Annotated in this window: 19 protein-coding genes; 5 read left to right on the top strand and 14 right to left on the bottom strand. The window is 58.7% G+C overall.

The features are described 5' to 3' along the window. Positions 1-36: 36 nt before the first annotated feature. The 12 genes from H7847_RS00430 to secG all read right to left on the bottom strand — a co-directional run bounded on the left by H7847_RS00430 (position 37) and on the right by secG (position 11,232). Positions 37-762 carry a transporter substrate-binding domain-containing protein gene (locus H7847_RS00430; RefSeq protein ID WP_227267412.1) on the bottom strand — a complete coding sequence of 242 codons (726 nt, stop codon included), beginning with the start codon at positions 760-762 and terminating at the stop codon, positions 37-39. A 32-nt stretch (positions 763-794) separates the two neighbouring features. Beyond that, positions 795-1,544 (bottom strand): ABC transporter ATP-binding protein, encoded by a 750-nt coding sequence (locus tag H7847_RS00425; RefSeq protein WP_227267748.1) that lies wholly within the window; start codon positions 1,542-1,544, stop codon positions 795-797. Positions 1,545-1,702: 158 nt separating this feature from the next. Next, positions 1,703-2,437 (bottom strand): phosphate/phosphite/phosphonate ABC transporter substrate-binding protein, encoded by a 735-nt coding sequence (locus H7847_RS00420; protein WP_227267411.1) that lies wholly within the window; start codon positions 2,435-2,437, stop codon positions 1,703-1,705. Further along, complete coding sequence (locus H7847_RS00415; protein WP_227267410.1) at positions 2,437-2,874, bottom strand: tellurite resistance TerB family protein; 438 nt, start codon at positions 2,872-2,874, stop codon at positions 2,437-2,439. The genes H7847_RS00420 and H7847_RS00415 overlap by 1 nt, the downstream gene beginning before the upstream one ends. A gap of 37 nt (positions 2,875-2,911) precedes the next feature. Then, positions 2,912-3,349 (bottom strand): tellurite resistance TerB family protein, encoded by a 438-nt coding sequence (locus H7847_RS00410; protein ID WP_227267409.1) that lies wholly within the window; start codon positions 3,347-3,349, stop codon positions 2,912-2,914. 424 nt (positions 3,350-3,773) lie between these two features. Next, the gene (locus tag H7847_RS00405) at positions 3,774-4,559 is read right to left on the bottom strand and encodes a 23S rRNA (adenine(2030)-N(6))-methyltransferase RlmJ (protein WP_227267408.1); all 786 of its coding nucleotides are present in this window, start codon (positions 4,557-4,559) and stop codon (positions 3,774-3,776) included. Positions 4,560-4,820: 261 nt separating this feature from the next. Beyond that, the gene (locus H7847_RS00400; RefSeq protein ID WP_227267407.1) at positions 4,821-6,653 is read right to left on the bottom strand and encodes a methyl-accepting chemotaxis protein; all 1,833 of its coding nucleotides are present in this window, start codon (positions 6,651-6,653) and stop codon (positions 4,821-4,823) included. After that, entirely contained in the window at positions 6,650-6,949 is a 300-nt protein-coding gene (locus H7847_RS00395; protein WP_227267406.1) for a hypothetical protein, read from the bottom strand. Before H7847_RS00395 ends, H7847_RS00400 begins: the two co-directional genes overlap by 4 nt. 144 nt (positions 6,950-7,093) lie before the next feature. After that, the gene (locus H7847_RS00390) at positions 7,094-7,978 is read right to left on the bottom strand and encodes a sulfotransferase domain-containing protein (protein ID WP_227267405.1); all 885 of its coding nucleotides are present in this window, start codon (positions 7,976-7,978) and stop codon (positions 7,094-7,096) included. A 114-nt stretch (positions 7,979-8,092) separates the two neighbouring features. After that, on the bottom strand, positions 8,093-8,803 hold the full coding sequence (locus H7847_RS00385; protein WP_227267404.1) for a VPLPA-CTERM sorting domain-containing protein: 711 nt from the start codon (positions 8,801-8,803) through the stop codon (positions 8,093-8,095). A 243-nt stretch (positions 8,804-9,046) separates the two neighbouring features. After that, a complete protein-coding gene (locus tag H7847_RS00380) occupies positions 9,047-10,690 on the bottom strand; it encodes a CTP synthase (RefSeq protein WP_227267403.1) in 1,644 nt (547 codons plus the stop codon). 176 nt (positions 10,691-10,866) lie between these two features. Continuing rightward, positions 10,867-11,232, bottom strand: a complete 366-nt coding sequence (secG, locus tag H7847_RS00375) for a preprotein translocase subunit SecG (RefSeq protein ID WP_227267402.1) — start codon at positions 11,230-11,232, stop codon at positions 10,867-10,869. A 505-nt stretch (positions 11,233-11,737) separates the two neighbouring features. Here secG and nthA point away from each other — a divergent pair. The 3 genes from nthA to H7847_RS00360 are packed head-to-tail and all read left to right on the top strand — an operon-like array spanning position 11,738 to position 13,352. Then, the gene (gene nthA, locus H7847_RS00370) at positions 11,738-12,364 is read left to right on the top strand and encodes a nitrile hydratase subunit alpha (protein WP_227267401.1); all 627 of its coding nucleotides are present in this window, start codon (positions 11,738-11,740) and stop codon (positions 12,362-12,364) included. Continuing rightward, complete coding sequence (gene nthB / locus H7847_RS00365) at positions 12,361-13,035, top strand: nitrile hydratase subunit beta (protein ID WP_227267400.1); 675 nt, start codon at positions 12,361-12,363, stop codon at positions 13,033-13,035. The genes nthA and nthB overlap by 4 nt, the downstream gene beginning before the upstream one ends. After that, positions 13,032-13,352 carry a nitrile hydratase accessory protein gene (locus H7847_RS00360; RefSeq protein WP_227267399.1) on the top strand — a complete coding sequence of 107 codons (321 nt, stop codon included), beginning with the start codon at positions 13,032-13,034 and terminating at the stop codon, positions 13,350-13,352. Before nthB ends, H7847_RS00360 begins: the two co-directional genes overlap by 4 nt. A 7-nt stretch (positions 13,353-13,359) precedes the next feature. On the opposite strand, the gene H7847_RS00355 is transcribed toward H7847_RS00360, so the two are convergent. Further along, the gene (locus H7847_RS00355) at positions 13,360-13,755 is read right to left on the bottom strand and encodes a DUF6524 family protein (protein ID WP_227267398.1); all 396 of its coding nucleotides are present in this window, start codon (positions 13,753-13,755) and stop codon (positions 13,360-13,362) included. A gap of 175 nt (positions 13,756-13,930) precedes the next feature. Here H7847_RS00355 and H7847_RS00350 point away from each other — a divergent pair, with 175 nt between their 5' ends. Both H7847_RS00350 and H7847_RS00345 read left to right on the top strand, forming a co-directional pair. Further along, on the top strand, positions 13,931-15,226 hold the full coding sequence (locus H7847_RS00350) for an adenylosuccinate synthase (RefSeq protein WP_227267397.1): 1,296 nt from the start codon (positions 13,931-13,933) through the stop codon (positions 15,224-15,226). A 10-nt stretch (positions 15,227-15,236) separates the two neighbouring features. Then, positions 15,237-15,461 (top strand): DUF2842 domain-containing protein, encoded by a 225-nt coding sequence (locus tag H7847_RS00345; protein WP_227267396.1) that lies wholly within the window; start codon positions 15,237-15,239, stop codon positions 15,459-15,461. Positions 15,462-15,542: 81 nt separating this feature from the next. Here the strand turns inward: H7847_RS00345 and H7847_RS00340 are convergent, their stop codons facing one another. Further along, positions 15,543-17,675, bottom strand: a complete 2,133-nt coding sequence (locus H7847_RS00340) for a hypothetical protein (RefSeq protein WP_227267395.1) — start codon at positions 17,673-17,675, stop codon at positions 15,543-15,545. Positions 17,676-17,710 lie beyond the last annotated feature (35 nt).

The following is a 17,710-nucleotide window of genomic DNA, read 5'->3' as shown; positions in this document are numbered from 1 at the left end:
GGAGGGCGCAACGCTCTCCCGTCTGGTTTCAAAGACTTAGAAGCCGCCGCCGATTTCCCACTTGGCGATCAGCGCGTTCAGCGAGCCGTCTTCCTTCATCGAAGTGATGGCCGCGTTGAATTTCTCTTTCAACTCAGTATCGCTTTCACGCAGACCCAGGCCGATACCGCCGCCGATCAGCTCTTCCTTGTCGAGCATCATCAGGTCGGGGTCTTCATCCGCGATCGGCGTCAGGAAGGCTTTGTCGGCCAAAACCGCGTCTGCTTCGCCATTCTTGACGGCTGCGATGGTCTCTTCGGGCGTCGCAAATTCAACCAGCGTGGCGCCCGAAGCGGCAATAAAGGCCGCTTGAATGGTGTTGGCCTGTGCTGCCAGCACACCGCCTTCGATGTCCGCATCTTCCGAGGTCACGACATAGGCAGAGGGATCAGGTAGCGTATAGTTTTGTGTGAAATCAATGACTTCATCCCGTTCGTCGGTAATCGACATCCCTGCAATGATTGTGTCGTAGTTGCCCGATACGAGGTTTGGGATGATGCTGTCCCACTCATTCGTGACCCATTCGCAGGTCAGTTCGGCCCGCGCGCAAAGTTCGTCGCCCAACTCACGCTCAAAACCGTCGACCTCACCGGCGTCATTGATGAAGTTGTAGGGAGGGTAGGCGCCTTCGGTGCCCATGCGGATGGTTTTACCGTGGCCATCCGCGAAGGCCAGGCCAGCGGTCAGCGCCAGCGCTGTGGTTGTCAGGATCAGTGTTTTCATTTTTGATACTCCCGTTTCGTTTCTTATTGGGGTTACGCTGCGAGAGTGGCTGAAAGAAAGCCTCGCAAACGTTCTGATTTGGGCGCGCCAAAGAGTGTCTCTGGCGGGCCCTGTTCTTCGATCCGTCCGTGATGCAGAAAGACCACGTGGTCTGATACATCAGCAGCCAGTTTCATATCGTGGGTCACGATCAGCATCGTCCGCCCTTCGGCGGCAAGATCCTTGATGACACGGACGACCTCCTGCTCCAGTTCAGGATCGAGCGCGGAGGTCGGTTCGTCAAACAGCAGGGCCTCCGGCTCCATGCAAAGACCTCTGGCAATGGCGGCGCGCTGCTGCTGGCCGCCGGACAACTGCGCCGGATACATATCGCATTTATCGCTGATCCCTACCTTTTGCAGATAGCCGCGTGCGGCCTCTTCGACCGCTTTGCGGTCTCGTTTCAGGACAGTGACAGGGGCCTCCATCACGTTTTCAAGGACCGTCATGTGTGACCAGAGGTTGAACTGTTGAAACACCATGCTGAGATTGGTCCGGATGCGCATCACCTGATCTCCATCCGCTGGTCTGCGCGCATGGCCCGATCCTTTCCAGATGACCGGTTCCCCCTTGAAAACAACCTCGCCCTGCTGGCTGTCTTCGAGCAGGTTGCAACACCGCAGCAAGGTGGATTTTCCGGACCCCGAGGACCCGATCAGCGAAATAACTTGGCCTTTTTGGGCCGTGATGTCGACGCCCTTGATCACCTCAAGTGACCCATAGGCTTTGTGCAGGTTTTTCATCTCGATGACGGGGGGCTGAAGGTCCACGGCGCCAGTCTCATTATTGTTTCAATGCGATATAAGGGAGGAAAAATGCCCCCTTTGCAACTTTGAAAGCATCATTTCGCAGTTTCCGCAGGGTCAGATTACCCTTTTGCCTGTTTCGCAGCAGCAAACTGTCAGGGTGTCGGCACAGAAAGATACGCGCGCGCAGGGATTTCAACGACCCCCTTGAGATGTAGCAGCTTTCGGTCCTGCACTCCAAGCCGTGAGATGGCAGTGCGGACTGCGCGTAAAATCAGTCTGGCGTCCTGATCCGGCCCGCTGATAAACGGCAGCCCGGGCGTAGGCCCGGTCGATTGCAGCACACGCAGGCTTTTGGTGACCGGATCATCGCGTTCCAGCAGTGCCCAGGTGACAGCATCAATCGCCGCAATATCTGCCCGACCTTCCGCAACGGCATGCACAGAATGGGCATGGCTGCCGGTCTCAAGGACCCGATCTGCAAAGCTGAACGGCAGCTTTTCCTCAACAAGCTGTTGCTCAATAGCCGCCCAACCAGATTGCGACCGAGGATCGTTCCGCGCCAGTCGCGCATCGGCATAGTCCGACAGCGTCTGGCGCGGATCATCCGCCGACACCACAAGATGTGATCTGTAGTACCCTGCGGGGCAACCGCTCAGCCCATAGTCAGGGGTGCCCACAAGCTGTGTATTTGTATGAAGTTCGGTCCGAAAGGGCAGGCCGCAGGTTTGAGACAAAAGCAGATCCGGATCTGCCCACACCGCATGCGGATCGCGGACCCTGTCCAGCTTTTCCGGGCCAAATCCGATTTCTTCCCTGATGCTGTGCCAGAATCTGTCGTTTGCCTCCCGCGTGGCTGCGGTGTCGTACATCGGCAGGCTGGCAATCATCAGTCGCCCGCAACCTCCTGCCGGGCAAGTGCACTGTCTCGATCACTGACGCCCAGAAAATTCGTCACCATGCGGACAAGCGCGTCCTCTTCCTGCGCCCGCGCCCCATCGGCCAGGACGACCTCCCACAGTGCTTTGACAACCGCCAGGCGATCATCATAAGGAACAGCATCCTTTATCGCGCGGGTAAAACGCACGGTGTCGGGTGCCTCGGCCTCGAGCGCCTCGGCCTCTTCGCGCAGGGCGCTGACGGCTCCTGGGCCAAGACCGTAGCGACGGGCGTTGATCCGGTCGATCCGGTCCTTTTCGCCTGTGCTATAGTCGTGGTCTGACCGGGCAATGCGGACCAGAAGGGCTGTCAAAGCAAGCCGCGCATCCTCGTCCGGAAGTTCGTCAATTTCGGGCTGTGTGAGTTTTTTCAGAAATTCTGCAAACATGGTGGCGATATAGTGTGATTTGAGGAGGCTGCCAATATCAATCGTTGCGCAGCGCCTTTTTGCGCGCCGCGTCGATATCGGCCTCGCTCAACCCCAGTGCTGCTTCGATCTGGTGGAGCATGTCCTCTTCGTCCGTATCCTGCTTGCCATCCACCAATGCGACAGACCACATGGCGTCCGCCAAGGCACGCCGATCCGCGTAGTTGACCTCCTCGCGCAGGATGCGGGCGAACTCAGGGGTCCCGGGGGCATGCCTTTCCAAGGCTTCGCAAGTGGCGCGGAGTTTTGCAGCCTCCAGCGGTTTGAGATTGAAAGTCGCGGAGAGTATCCTGTCAATCTGCCCAACCTCGGCTGCGCGGTACTGACGGTCTGCCAAGGCAACGCGTACCAACAATGCGCCGAGCGCCAGCTGTGCGTTGGGTTGCGGCAGCGGTTTCGGGTCGGGCTTGCGGCGGGGAAAGAGGCGTTCGAACATGTTTTGCAGTTAGCTCAGATCAGGACCTTTTTCAAAGCGGATATTGTTAAGGGCAATTCCTTGAGGATCAGTGTTGTGACAATAACACCGGTAATATCTGTTGCCACGTTTGGCCGGGTGAACCGATAAGCATGCTCGCTCGCGGGCAGCAGATCAAGTCACGCGGCAACCGCACAATTGCACGCCAGAAAGGCCGCGCTGTTCATGACCGGATCTCTTTTACCTGATAACGAGGCCTCGTGCCCGACTGCGCGTCTGCAAACGTGGTGATGCTTGTGCGCGCGAGCCGGTCCGGGTCAACGATACGAACCGGCATCTTGCAAGGAGGTTGCGGGCTGTGTGCTCAGAGCGACAAAGATGATCTGTCCCAAATGCATTATGCGCCTCCGTCAGCTCTCGCACCCGGATCAACCCGCTGGACTTCTTATCTGGATATGGATGCTTCAAACTGTTGCCCCAACCGTTCTGCTGCGTCGCGAAGACCGTAAGGCGGATTGACCACGAACAGCCCTGACCCCACCATGCCGTGTCCGTCTTTTGCGGTGGGAAACTGTACCTCGTGTCGCAGAGCATCAGCGTAATGTTCACCCAGTTGGGCTAGCATCCCCTCGTGCCTGCGATCTTTCAGAATTGGGTACCAAAGGCAGAGGACACCCACATTCCAGGCTTTGGCGATCTTTTGGATGTGTCTTGGAATGTCGTGATAGTCCTTTTTGACCTCAAAGCTTGGATCAATGAGCATCAGCCCTCGACGCGGCTCTGGGGGGCAGAGCGAATGAGCAAGCTCAAAACCGTCCCGGCGATAGCATTTGGCCGGAAAGGCGGACATCGCGTAGCTCAGAGCATCGTGTTCGGTTGGGTGAAGTTCCGCAAGATGCAAGCGATCCTCTGCGCGCAGCAAATGTGCCGCGATCATCGGAGAGCCGGGATAAGCCTGCGGTCCGAAATCGGCGCGAAATCGTGCAAGGAGCTTTGCATAGGGGTGGTCAGGTCCGAAAAAGCCCATCGCGCGTTCGATACCCCTGGCCGCTTCGCCCGTCTTTTGAGCTTCCGGCGACCGAAGATCATAGAGCCCGCGACCGGCATGGGTTTCTATGTAGGTAATGGGTTTGTCTTTGCGCAGCAGATAGGCAAGCATCCAGGCGAGCAACGCATGCTTATGCACATCTGCGAAATTCCCTGCATGGTAGATGTGTTGGTAGCTGAGCATACCATGGGTCTATCGAAATTAGGGGCGGCTGCAACATCAAAGCCGGAGGAACGCGGGCCACAGACCTCTATGGTTTTGCTGGAAGAGGTCTCGAACTTCCGAAAAGCTGTGCGCGGGGCAATTTCCCATCGGCTTAACGTTGGCGCGGCGCATATCTTTGTGCATCCCGTCTCGACATGTTGCGATTTGGGGGCGGGCGCAAGCCGATGTTGCGCCCGTCGATGGTGCGCGCAGAGCGCCGCTGTTCATAGCTGGCAGTTGTCAGAATTCTTCCCATCCGGTTTTACCGGTATCGGGTGCAGTCAGTGCGAGGTTACCTTGCACGGCAGGTGGCGTAGCAGCGCTTGCCGAAGGTTTGCTGGTGGCACGCCCGGCTCTGGTCGATGCCGGTGCAGGACCGGCATTGTCGCTCAGCTGAAACCCTGCCATCGCTTTGGCAAGCTGGTCGGCCTGCTGAGCCAGTGACTGTGTGACCGCATTGGTCTCCTCGAACATGGCAGCGTTCTGCTGTGTGACACCGTCAAGTTGCTGAATGGCGTCATTTGTTTCCAAGATGCCTCTGGACTGTTCTTCGGCGGCCTTGGCGATCTGGGACACATGCGTGCAGATATTGTCGACGGCGTCGGCAATCTGGGTCAGCGCCTCGCCGGTCTGCTGCACCAGATCGACCCCGCTTGAGACCTGGCGCCCGCTTGCATCTATCAAACCACCGATTTCCTGTGCCGCCTCAGAGGATCGGCGCGCCAAATCTCTGACCTCCGACGCTACCACGGAAAAACCACGCCCCGCTTCCCCGGCCCGTGCCGCTTCAACGCCGGCATTCAGGGCCAGTAGATTGGTTTGGAAGGCAATATCTTCAATCAATTGAACAATCTTTGAAATCTGCCCTGACGACGTCTCAATCTCAGACATGGCTGATACTGCATTATTCACGATAACCGCAGATCTATCGGTTTTCGTCTTGGCGTCCGCCACAGCCTCATCCGCACTGCGGGCGCTTTCCGCCGTATCTTTGGAGCTGTTTGCGATCAATGAAATCGCAGCGGATGTTTCTTCAAGCGTTGCGGCCTGCGCCTCGGTCCGCTTGGCCAAGCTGTCTGCCGCTTGTTCGATGGCAGATATGTCCGTCGCAATGGTTTGTGCGTTCTGATTCACCAGTGACATTGCCCGGTCCAACCCATCGATCGCGGTGTTGTAAGTGTGCCGCAGTTCTTCGTAATGGGCGGGAAACTGGGTGCTGATCGCCTGAGAAAGGTCTCCTTTGGACAGCACACCGAGGGCCGCGTGCAGTGTCTCCACCACACGGGTCTGCTCCGCTTCGATCTCGGCGCGTTTTTCCCGCTCTTGAACTTCAAGCTTTCGGGCATTTCTGTCCACTTCCAGGGCTTTGGCGGTCTCCTGTTCTGCTGCTTGCCGGGCTTCTTGCGCTGCATGTTGGGATTCTTCAGCCTCGGCAAGGGCGGCATTTGCCTTCGACTTCTCCGCCTCAGCAATCTCAACGGCGCGCTGCGCTTCGGCTTCCGAAGCTCTTATCGTCGCGTTCGCCGCAAGGCTTTCGTTATGGGAACGATTTCTACTGCGTAGCGCAGACCAAAGAACGACCGCTTCTGCCACCACAATCGCGCCATGAACTGCGGTGCGTTGCAGGTTAAAAAGAATGTCGGGCGACGGGTAGACCAATGCGGGCATCGCGATGGACAGACCCAGATGATGCACTGCAATAACCACTGCTGCAGAAACAATCACCACCGGTTCTGACATCACCATACAGGCGGCCAGAAGGGCGAAAAACAACATGTGAGCGTCCAGTTGCCAGGCGTGGCCGGACAACGCGGCCGTGATGCAAATCGCTTGGCCGATCAACCCGAAGGCAACGAGAACGCGCCCGGAGGTTGTCCCCAGTTTCGCACCAAATAGGGCGAGAGCTGCAAAGATCAGGGCTGTGACGGTCACGATCATGATCGCGTTCGCAGCCGCCCAGGCCGCAACGGCGGAGAGCGGCACCATCGCGCAAGCGCCAACTGCAAGGTTCCAAGCGCCGCTGCGACGTGACTTTTCCATCGTGTCGTGCTGCAGCGTTGCCGTATCGGTCATATCTCTATTCCACATATCGACGCGATGGATTTGCCATCCACAACGAACCAAGCGCCATTTGATCTTAAACTTTTTGCAAAACCGGGGTCGTCGGAAAGCGCCAATGTACCAAAGGCACTGGTCATCGGACCGATCGGGCGCCCATTGCTGTCAGCGACGATGTGCAGACTGTCACTCCAAGGCGGAACAACAACAAGCATGATGTCGCCGGGAACGGGTTGGGCGTTGGCAAATGCCAGGACCGGGCCCACGCAGCAGGCTGCCGCGACAACGGAACCATGGAGATAAAGGGACATGTTCACCTCATTTTCTAAGATGAGGTGTAGTTGCTTCTTCCTAACAAGAGCCTAACCAGTTTTGATCTCGGTGATCTCGGTGATCTCGGTGATCTCGGTGATCTCGGTGATCTCGGTGATCTCGGGTGACGGAGTGGGGCGGATTCAAATACTCTGATCGCCGCGTTCAAGCCACGCGATCTCCGCCGGCGTTGCAAGCTCCGCAAACCTGGCGTGGTAGTCTTTCATTTCCTGCTCGGTCAACCGGCCTTGCCATTTGTTGCTGCTGGCGGAATCGAAAAATTTGGTCTCGTCGACAAAAGCGCCCTTGCCGGCAGAGCGTTGATTGTGCCGGGTCACCTCTTTCATGGAGGAAAAGGAGCTGGCCTGCGCAATCTCATCAACAAATGTGTCGGACACAGTCATGTTCATGGCTGCCGCGTAGCGCTTGATTGTGCCCGGCGTGTTTCTGCGCAGGTCCGCGTAATGGAAACAATGCACGTTGGGCAACTGCGACCACGCCCTGAAGCTGCGATAGTGATGAACCAAAGAGGCAAGGGACAGGTCATCCGTGCCGGCACGGCTGGCGGGGGCGGTCAAAAACCGCTCAAACGCCGCACCGGGGCTGCCGGGGTACATGAAATCGAGAATATCAGACACCATGTTTTCCACATGCTTTTGCAGTGAGAAATGAACGTCGATGGGGTGGCGGTACACCGTCAGGTAGGTGACATCGGGATCAAAGGGAATGCCGTCAAACGGCGTATGAGATTTGATACAGCGCCGATGGGTTTGGTCATCAAGCAGCCCCTTGGTTACGACCTGATCGCGAAACCCACAGTCAAGCCAGTGCGAGTCGTACCAGACAGGGCGATCTGTTTCGGCGCGTCCATGAATGAGCATCATGATGATCGCCTGGCTCCAGGTCGTGCCGCATTTGGGGGGTGTGCTCAGGATTATGTCGTCCGACCGCAAGGCAAAGGCGTCCCAGATCTGCGTATCGGTGACCGGGCCGATATAGTCACAGGTTCGGGCAGGGGGGTGCGGCATATGCGTTTCCTTTCACGACAGCTTAGTTGCCTGGTTCGATATCGTCCAATGAAAGGCGCAAAAAAATGCCCGCACAAATTGTGAGGGCATCTTTGTTCCGTCCGTCGGAATGGATCAGGCGGTCTGCTTTGCCTTGCGGCGACGCGCAACGCCACCCAGAGCCGCGATGCCACCGATCAGCAACAACGAGGACGCAGGCAAAGGCACCACGTTGATCGCCGCACCGTCAATGGTGAAACCGTCGTTTGCCGAGGTGCGGATGTTAATTGTCGCGCTGGATACATCGGCACCAAAGTCGATGAACACAAGCTGCTCGTTGTTATTTGGCAGCGCGCTGAAAGTCTGTGTCTGACCGCCCGCCGTGATGCTCAGGATCTTTTGACCAGCGTCGGCCGCGTCCTGGATCGCAAACACAACCGACTTGAACAGGGCACCGCCAAGATCAGCAACCCACGCCATGCCTTGCGTGTCGTTGGAGTTCAGGGACCAAAGACCATTGTCAGGGACGATATTGCCCTGGCCATTTTGACCCGGATCTTTCTGCAAGGCCAACTGATGGCACCCATCGCCATTGAGATCAAAGGTCCCGCAGGTGGTGCCGGACCCGATCGGGCCGAGGGAAGTGAAAGTACCGACAGCGGTCGAAATACCGCCCTGCAGTTCGCCTTTGATCGTGCTGGTGCCGGTGAGGGCATCGCCGTTCTCAAAAGTACCGCTCAGGGCGCCGGGGTTTTCAAAGTCTTCAATAACCGCCGAGGCCCCAACTTTGGAGTTCCAGTCAGCGTAGCTGAAAGTGGAGACAGAGATAGTGGCCGCTTGTGCCATGCTTCCTGCAATAAATGCTGCGAGAGCGACAGAAGTTGTTTTTAACATGTTTCACCTATACAAATTTGAATATGTATTGCTTACCGCATTCTTAACATACTGCAAGCCTTTAACTGCCAATTTAGTTAAAAAAGCGATTTAAATGAAGGGCTTACAAACCTCCGGTTGAATCTTTCCCTTCCAGCTGTCCGACCCGAAACAATTCAAGTGGGCCCGTTGCGAGCCACAAGCACCCGTCAGGAACTAAACCAGCCTGCTGATCTCTTTTGCAGCGCGGATGAAATCTGCAAACAGCGGGTGCGGATCAAACGGTTTGGATTTCAGCTCCGGGTGGAACTGGACCCCGATAAACCACGGATGATCGGGCCACTCGATGATCTCGGGCAGCTTGCCGTCGGGAGACATGCCGGAGAACGTCAGGCCGGCGGTTTCCAGTTGCTCTCGATACTTGACATCGACCTCGTATCGATGCCGGTGGCGTTCGTCGATGGCGGTCGTGCCGTAGATCTCTGCCACCCGCGTGCCGGCCGTGAGCGCTGCGTCGTAGGAGCCAAGGCGCATGGTGCCGCCTTTGTCATCCCCCACCTTGCGGGACACCTTGGCATTGCCCTGCACCCATTCCTTCAGGTGATAAACAACTGGCTCAAAGCGCTTTTTGCCGGCCTCATGGTCGAACTCCTCGGAGCCTGCGGTCTTGATGTCGGCGACATTGCGGGCGGCTTCGATCACCGCCATCTGCATGCCCAGACAGATCCCCAGATAGGGCACCTTGTGTTCGCGCGCATATTGCGCGGCCTTGATCTTGCCCTCTGTCCCGCGCTCGCCAAAGCCGCCGGGCACCAGAATGGCATGGAACCCTTCCAGATGAGGGGCGGCGTCCTCGGTGTCGAAAATCTCTGCGTCGACCCACTCCACCTTGACCTTGACCCGGTTCGCCATGCCGCCATGGGTGAGCGCTTCCGCGATTGATTTATAGGCGTCTTCAAGCTGCGTATATTTCCCGACGATGGCAACACTGACCTCGCCTTCGGGATTGTGGACCCGGTCCGAGACGTCGCGCCACACGCTGAGGTCCGGTTTCGGGGCGGGTGAGATATCAAAAGCGTCCAGGACCGCCTGATCCAGCCCCTGTTCATGATAGGCCAGGGGGGCATCATAGATTGTGGGCAGATCATAGGCCGCAACCACCGCTTCCTTGCGGACATTGCAAAAGAGGGCGATCTTTTCGCGTTCTTTCTCGGGGATCGGATGCTCGGACCGGCAAACCAGGATATCGGGCGCGATGCCGATGCTTTGCAGTTCCTTCACCGAGTGTTGCGTGGGCTTGGTTTTCAACTCGCCCGAGGCTGCCAGAAAGGGCAGCAGCGTCAGATGCATGAAAATGCACTGCCCGCGGGGTTTGTCATGGGTGAACTGACGGATCGCTTCAAAAAAGGGCAGGCCTTCGATGTCGCCGACCGTGCCGCCGATCTCACACAGCATGAAATCAACCTCGTCGTCACCGATGGCGATGAAATCCTTGATCTCGTTCGTGACATGCGGGATCACCTGAATGGTTTTGCCCAGATAATCGCCACGGCGTTCCTTTTCGAGCACGGTGGAATAGATCCGACCCGAAGAGACGGAATCGGTGGTGCGCGCCGCGACACCGGTAAAGCGCTCATAATGGCCCAGATCGAGGTCCGTCTCTGCGCCATCATCCGTGACAAAGACCTCGCCATGTTCAAAAGGCGACATCGTGCCGGGATCAACGTTCAGATAGGGGTCGAGCTTGCGCAGGCGCACCGAAAAACCACGCGCTTGCAACAACGCGCCCAAGGCGGCCGAGGCCAGACCCTTGCCAAGCGAGGAAACCACCCCACCGGTGATGAAAATGTAGCGCGCCATGTCTTGATCTGCTCCCGTGAGTCGATGCGGAATGTGTTGAAAGCCGCCCTGAATTTGCCTCGGCAAAAGCGCGGCACCACGGGATTTAAGCCTAACAGGATTCGTTATGATAAGGCAAGAGCGCCGCAACATGCTGTTGCCGTTTTCAGCCCTGCCTCAAGGTCTTGTGGTATGGATCAGTCCAGCGTGGGCACAAGCGGCGCGTTGTCATCCGGCCCCGGAGGCAGCAGCAAATCCCCCTCCGGAACATCCGGCGTATCAACGTCAGCTGCCGGTGGGGTCACGCCCAACCGGTCAATCACCGACGACCCGGAGGCATTTTCAGCCGCAAAGATCGTCAGTGTCATGGAGGTGCAGATGAAGGCGATGGCCAGCAGCCACGTCAGTTTCCCCAACGCCGTTGCCGCGGCACGTCCGGTCATGGCACCGCCGCCACCACCGCCGCCCATGCCCAGCCCACCCCCTTCGGAGCGCTGCAACAACACAACGGCGATGAGGCTCAACGCAAGGATAAGGTGGATGATCAGGACGACGTTTTCCATAAATAACCTGTAGGGCTCGGAATGACTTTGGGGGTATCTAGGCAAGTTTGCGACCGCTCGCAAGGGAGGATCCGGTGTTTCGAGACCCCTTAACCCGCTTGCGCTGTGGGAGCCGGTCCGGGCTGCCTCCTCTCTTTGCGGCTTTTGAACGCTCTTTCGACGATCAGCCGGGGCGCGTCTTGATTGTTTATGACCCGCGCTGACAAGACGTCTCTAATTCCGGCGGCGGCGTCTCATGCGAAGACCGCCGCGCGGGGCGCAGCGGTCGTGCAAAGCTTCATGTTCTCACGCTAGCTCTAAGAGGGTTATCCTGGAAATGAGGCGCAACAGGTCAGCTTTCACATATCATAGCATATTTTATCGGATTCAGGCATGATTGTTTCGCCGCAATTTCGAGATCTTAGCCGAAGTCTTGCGTGGGCACCCCCGGCAAGACGGGTAGGGCGCGGGTCTCTCTGTTAAAATCCACTGGACAATGCAATCAGCAAACAGCCATTGTCCCGCCATGCCGCACGATCATTCTGACCACCCGCATAGCTTGCTGCCGCCGGATCCCGCGTTGCGCGTCAAGGCGCTAGAGACCCTGTTGACCCGGAAAGGGCTGGTGGATCCCGCAGCCCTCGATGTCATCATAGATACTTACGAGAACAAGATCGGACCCCGCAACGGCGCACGGGTTGTCGCAAAAGCCTGGAGGGACCCCGCGTTTCGACAGGCGTTGCTGGAGGATGCGACCCCTGTTGTCGCCGACTTGGGATATTATGGGCGGCAGGGCGAACATGTGGTTGTCGTCGAAAACACGGCCCAGACGCACAATATGGTCGTTTGTACCCTGTGCAGCTGTTATCCTTGGCCGCTGCTGGGAATTCCACCTGCGTGGTACAAATCTGATGCCTATCGCGCGCGCGCCGTGCGCGAACCCCGCAAGGTCTTGCAGGACTTTGGGGTCACCCTTGCCGAGAACACCGCCGTACGGGTCTGGGATAGCACCGCCGAGGTGCGTTATCTGGTGCTGCCGGAGCGGCCTGCGGGCACCGAGGGGCTTGATGAGGCTGAACTGATGGCACTTGTGACCCGCGACAGCATGATCGGAACAGGTTTTCCACGCACGCCGGATCAGGCGGCGCCATGACCAGACCCCATGATATGGGCGGCCGATTTGGCGACGGTCCTGTTCTGCCCGATCAAGACGCGCATGTCTTTGAAAAGGACTGGCACGCGCGGGCGCTGGCTGTCACATTGGCATCGGGCAGTCTGGGGCAATGGAACATTGACATCTCGCGCCATGCCCGCGAAAGGCTCAGCCCCAAGGATTATGCCCGTTTTTCCTATTACGAGAAATGGATGGCGGGGCTGGCGGATTTGCTGGTCGAAAGGGGCGTTGTGACCCCGGATGAGATGGCCGGCGGCACGCCAACGTCCAGCCCCTTGGCGGCCCGGATGCTGAAAGCAGAGCGCGTGCCAGCGGTGCTCGCATCCGGTGGGCCGGCGGACCGGCCAAGCGATGTGTCTGCGCTGTTTTCGGTTGGGGATTGGATTGTCACGCGCAAGATTGCCGCGAACCGGCTGGTTGAGGGGGGGCATACCCGTCTGCCCCGTTACGCGGCGGGGGCCCGCGGCCAAATCCTGCGGTATCACGGCACACATGTGCTACCTGATAGTGCGGCACACGGGCTTGGCGACGCTGCCGAGCCGCTTTATGCAGTTGTCTTTCCCGCGACCGAGCTTTGGGCGCATCCTGAATATCCAGCAGACGAGGTGGTGCTGGATCTGTGGCAAAGCTATCTGAAAGCCGTCGAATGACCGCGCCTGAGCCTGCCTTTTCCGAAAGCTGGCACGCGCAGGTCTTTGCCGTGACCGTCCATTTGAACGAAACAGGGCGGCTGGACTGGTCCGATTGGGCCACAGCCTTTGGCGCAACACTGAAACGGCATGGGTTGGATCGCAGTCTGAACGGGGGCGACGACTATTTCATCGCCTGGCTGGAAACGCTGGAAGACATCCTTGCCGCGCTTGGTATTGCCGAAGCCGAAGAGCTGTCGCGCCTGAAGGAAGCCTGGGCGCAGGCCTACCTGAGCACGCCGCATGGGGCGCCTGTGCGGTTGGCGCACCCGAGCTGACGGTGTGTCATTCGTCGACGTCGTCGATGTCTGCCTGACCTGAGAGCGCGCGCCGGACATGGCTCCACCCCAGACCGATGCCAAGCACGCCTGAAAGCGAAAAAATACCCAACCACACATTCAGGGTCTGATTGTCGAGCGTGAGTACACCGAAATCATAAAGAACCCAGAGCAGCGCGCCGACGATGGCAAGGATCAGGACCATGCCAACCGGGCCGATGGAACGCAAGGTTGCGCGCAGAAAGATAATGTAGCCGACCCCCAGCAGCAGCCCGACCAGAACCGCGATCGACAGGTTCTCCGACCCGTAATCGCGCGCCCAGGAGACGTAATTATAGTCGGTCGGGTTGAATGTCACCGCCAGCAGCCCAAAGGCGGCCAGCCATCTTGTCAGTATGCCCATTGCGGCAAGCTCCTGCCTTCGTCTTTCGCCCGTCCAGAGTTACCCCCGCCGGGGACAGAAAGTCCATGGGCCCCATGCCTCCGGTCACATCACTGCCCGCGCATTTAGAGGTTTCGCCTCTCGCGCGGCCTCGCTATACCGGCGCGGGTTTGAACCGGATCGAAAAGGACCAGGCATGGCAAACGTCGTCGTAGTCGGCGCCCAGTGGGGTGACGAAGGAAAAGGCAAGATCGTGGACTGGCTGTCGGAACGCGCCGACATCATCGCACGGTTTCAGGGCGGGCATAACGCGGGCCATACGCTGGTCATTGATGGCAAGGTCTACAAGCTCAATGCGCTGCCTTCGGGGGTGGTACGTGGGGGCAAGCTGTCGGTCATTGGCAACGGTGTCGTGCTGGACCCCTGGCATCTGGTGACGGAGATTGAGACGATCCGTGGGCAGGGGGTCGATATCTCTGCCGACACGCTGATGATCGCGGAGAATACACCGCTGATCTTGCCGATCCATGGCGAGTTGGATCGCGCGCGCGAGGAGGCCGCCAGCAAAGGCACCAAGATCGGCACCACCGGCCGAGGTATCGGGCCGGCCTATGAGGACAAGGTTGGCCGCCGGTCCGTGCGGGTGGCCGATCTCGCCGATCCGGCCACGCTGGAGGCGCGGGTCGACCGGGCCTTGCAGCATCATGACCCATTGCGAAAGGGGCTTGGCATCGCGCCCGTGGACCGTGACGCGCTGCTGCAACAGCTCAAGGATATAGCCCCCGATATTTTGCAATTTGCCGCGCCGGTCTGGAAGGTGCTCAACGAAGAACGGCGCGCGGGAAAGCGTATCCTGTTCGAAGGGGCGCAGGGCGCACTGCTGGACATCGACTTTGGCACCTACCCGTTTGTGACCTCGTCAAACGTGATCGCGGGGCAGGCGGCCACGGGGGTGGGTATCGGCCCCGGCTCGATCAACTATGTGCTCGGGATCGTCAAAGCCTATACGACACGCGTTGGCGAAGGACCTTTCCCGGCCGAACTTCAGGACGCGGATGGTCAGCGTCTGGGGGAACGTGGGCGTGAGTTTGGGACCGTGACGGGGCGGCAACGGCGGTGCGGCTGGTTTGATGCGGTGCTGGTGCGGCAGACCTGTGCGACCTCCGGCATGAACGGGATTGCCTTGACCAAGCTGGACGTGCTGGATGGTTTTGAGACCCTGAAAATCTGCGTAGGCTACGACCTTGATGGCATGCGTCTTGACCATTTGCCAACGGCTGCCGATCATCAGGCGCGGTGCACGCCGATCTATGAGGAGATGCCCGGCTGGTCTGAATCCACCGAAGGCGCGCGCAGCTGGGCGGACCTGCCCGCGAATGCGATCAAATACGTGCGTCGCGTTGAAGAGTTGATCGACTGCCCCGTCGCCCTACTTTCAACCTCGCCGGAGCGGGAAGACACTATTCTGGTCACGGACCCCTTTGCTGACTGATAGGAGCCCCATGTCGCTCAGTTACAAATCGAGACGCCGCCTGTCCCTGCTGATCCTGCTTGTGGGTCTGCCAGCCTACATCATCCTGTCGATCACGGTGGTGAACTGGCTGGAACGGCCCTCAATCTGGGTGGAGCTTGTTGTATATGTGGTGCTGGGGCTGATCTGGGCTTTGCCGTTCAAGTTCATCTTCAAGGGGGTCGGTCAGGCGGACCCTGACAACCCAGACCCCTGATCGCCCTTCTTATCTCGCAAAATACAGAGCAGCGTGAGTGCTTTGAGGCACCACTTCTCTTTGTTTTAACCGCTACTTGTTTTATCCGGCGGCGCGATGATCGGGCTTGTAGCCGATGGCCTGAGAGGCCGCAAATCGACCGCCTTTGATCTTTTCGATCTTGCCGGCCCGCAGCAGTTGGCCGAAAGAGCGCAGACCGTCCTCACGGCTGAAATCGCCGCAATCGGCTTGCCGCACACGGGCCATCAGCTGCGGTCGGGAAAACTGCTCGTGCCCTTCGACGAAAGACAGGTAGGACGCCGCCGCTTCCAGCAACTCGGGCAAGGAAGAAGCGCCGCGTTCCTCGGCATATTCCGCAAAGGCTGAGTCCTCGGCCAGATCGATGTCTTCGTCCGTCCCCACGCGGCGCGGTGCGACAGGCCCGCGGGCGCTGATTTCCTCGGCGTTGATGCGCTGTTCGGCGACCAGCTTCAGAGGTGCCGCGCCTGCCTCGGTCGGGCGTTCCGACCGTGTTGACGATGCAACGGGGCGGCGCGGTTTGACAACTTCCGCAAGGTCGCTGCGGTAAGCCTCCGCGTTCTGTGCGCCTTTTGTGTCTTGCTCTTCCATGGAGCGGTCTGCAAAGCGGGCCGCAACAGCTGCGCGCAGATGTGCAAAGGCACTGCGACGGGTGCGTCCTTCGGGCTCCTGCATGTGCTGGTCGGCTTCCGCCATGAGGCGGGAAAGGTCCTGGCTCGGATCAGTATCGATTTCCGGCAGGCCTCCGCGAGCTGATGATGCTGGTGTGTGCTCTTGGTGCTCCTTTGGAATTTCTCCGTCAAGAGCGGACAAATCGCCCCCTTCCTCAATGGCATCATCGCCGTATTCTTCCAGGTCGCCCGATTCCAGTGCAGCTTCCAGATCGGCCCGGTTCACTCTCAAAACCCGGCCATGAACCTCAGGCGCGTCAGCTTCCGGCTCATCCGACGCATCAAAGAGGTTTTCGGCAGGCTCGTCGTCGTCAATGTCGGCTGACAGATCAACAGGGGTGTCCAGTTCATCGTCGTCGTCACCCCCCTCGATCCGCTTGAGGATCGCATCCAGATCATCTTCTTCATGGATCGCAATCTCGGACGCGGATATCCGGGCCTCGGACGCATCGTCAAATTCCAGAGCGCTGGTAATGTCCTTGGCGGCCTCCGCGACAGCTTCGTTTTCCTCTTCTTTGGCAAGGTCAGACGTGACCGCCTGCTTGACAATCACCTCAGCTGTTGCGGTGTCTTCTTCCTCATAGGCGGCGTCTGGCGCGGCATCTTCCTGCTGGGCCACGACGGCCCGGATGCGGTCAAGCTTTTCAACAATGCTTTCTGTTGATCCGACAGGGCCGGGTCTGGCGACATCTTCTACCGTGAAGTCCTGCAGGTCATCGGAGGGGGGGGGCGCATCTGCGTCCATCCTTGCAGTGTAGTTGGCGAAGTCTCCGACAGAGATTGCCTCCTCCGCATCCGGTTCATCGGCATCAACAACGGTGCTGTCCGCAAAAAAGGCGGCGGCGGCATCAACGGTGTGATCAGCGTCATCCACATCCGTTTCAGAAGGTTCCGCGCGCTCGGCACCTTCGGTTGTCGCCTGCGGCGCCCCGGTGCCCGAAGGCGTTTCCGCAGGCAAAGATGCGTCTGAAACCTGAACGGTGTTAATCCCTTCTGCCTTGGTCTCGGGGGCGAGCACATCTGCTGTCGGCGCATTCTGCTGAGCACGCAGCGCAGGGGCGGTTTCTTCGGCAACAGGCTCAAAGGACGCTTTTGCTTGGAGTTCCGGGGGCAGCGCGGCCGCGTCCTTTGTCGCAGCGGCTGCGTCATTTTCCGGTGCGCCGGTTTGCGCTGTGGGGGCGGGTTCTGTGGCTGTTTCGCGCGCTTGCGGAGCGTCCTCGGCCTCGGCCGCTGCCTCAGAGGTCGGTGCGGGTGTATGGGCGACAGTTTCTTCATGGGCCTTAAGCATGATCCGACCGTCGTGCTCCCGCGCTTCGACCCGACGCTCAACTTTGCGCTCGGCGATACGGGCCAGCATTTCCGCATCCGGTTGGGGTGGCTCTGCGCCGAAATACCGGTCATCTGCCGCGAGGTCGCGGAAGTACTCCGCAATCGCCTTCATCGTGTCAAAGGAATCGTCAAAGCCTTCCAGCGTACAGGAAAATGTCCCATAAGAGACCGTAAGAATCTTGTTATTATTGTTCATCGGATGCTCGTCCTCTGCCTTCTTTCAAAAAGATG

Origin of the sequence: Roseobacter weihaiensis, from assembly GCF_020622345.1 — a bacterium.
Classification (GTDB): domain Bacteria; phylum Pseudomonadota; class Alphaproteobacteria; order Rhodobacterales; family Rhodobacteraceae; genus Roseobacter; species Roseobacter weihaiensis.
Note: the sequence above shows the minus strand (reverse complement) of the source record. Positions and strands in the feature narration are given on the sequence as shown.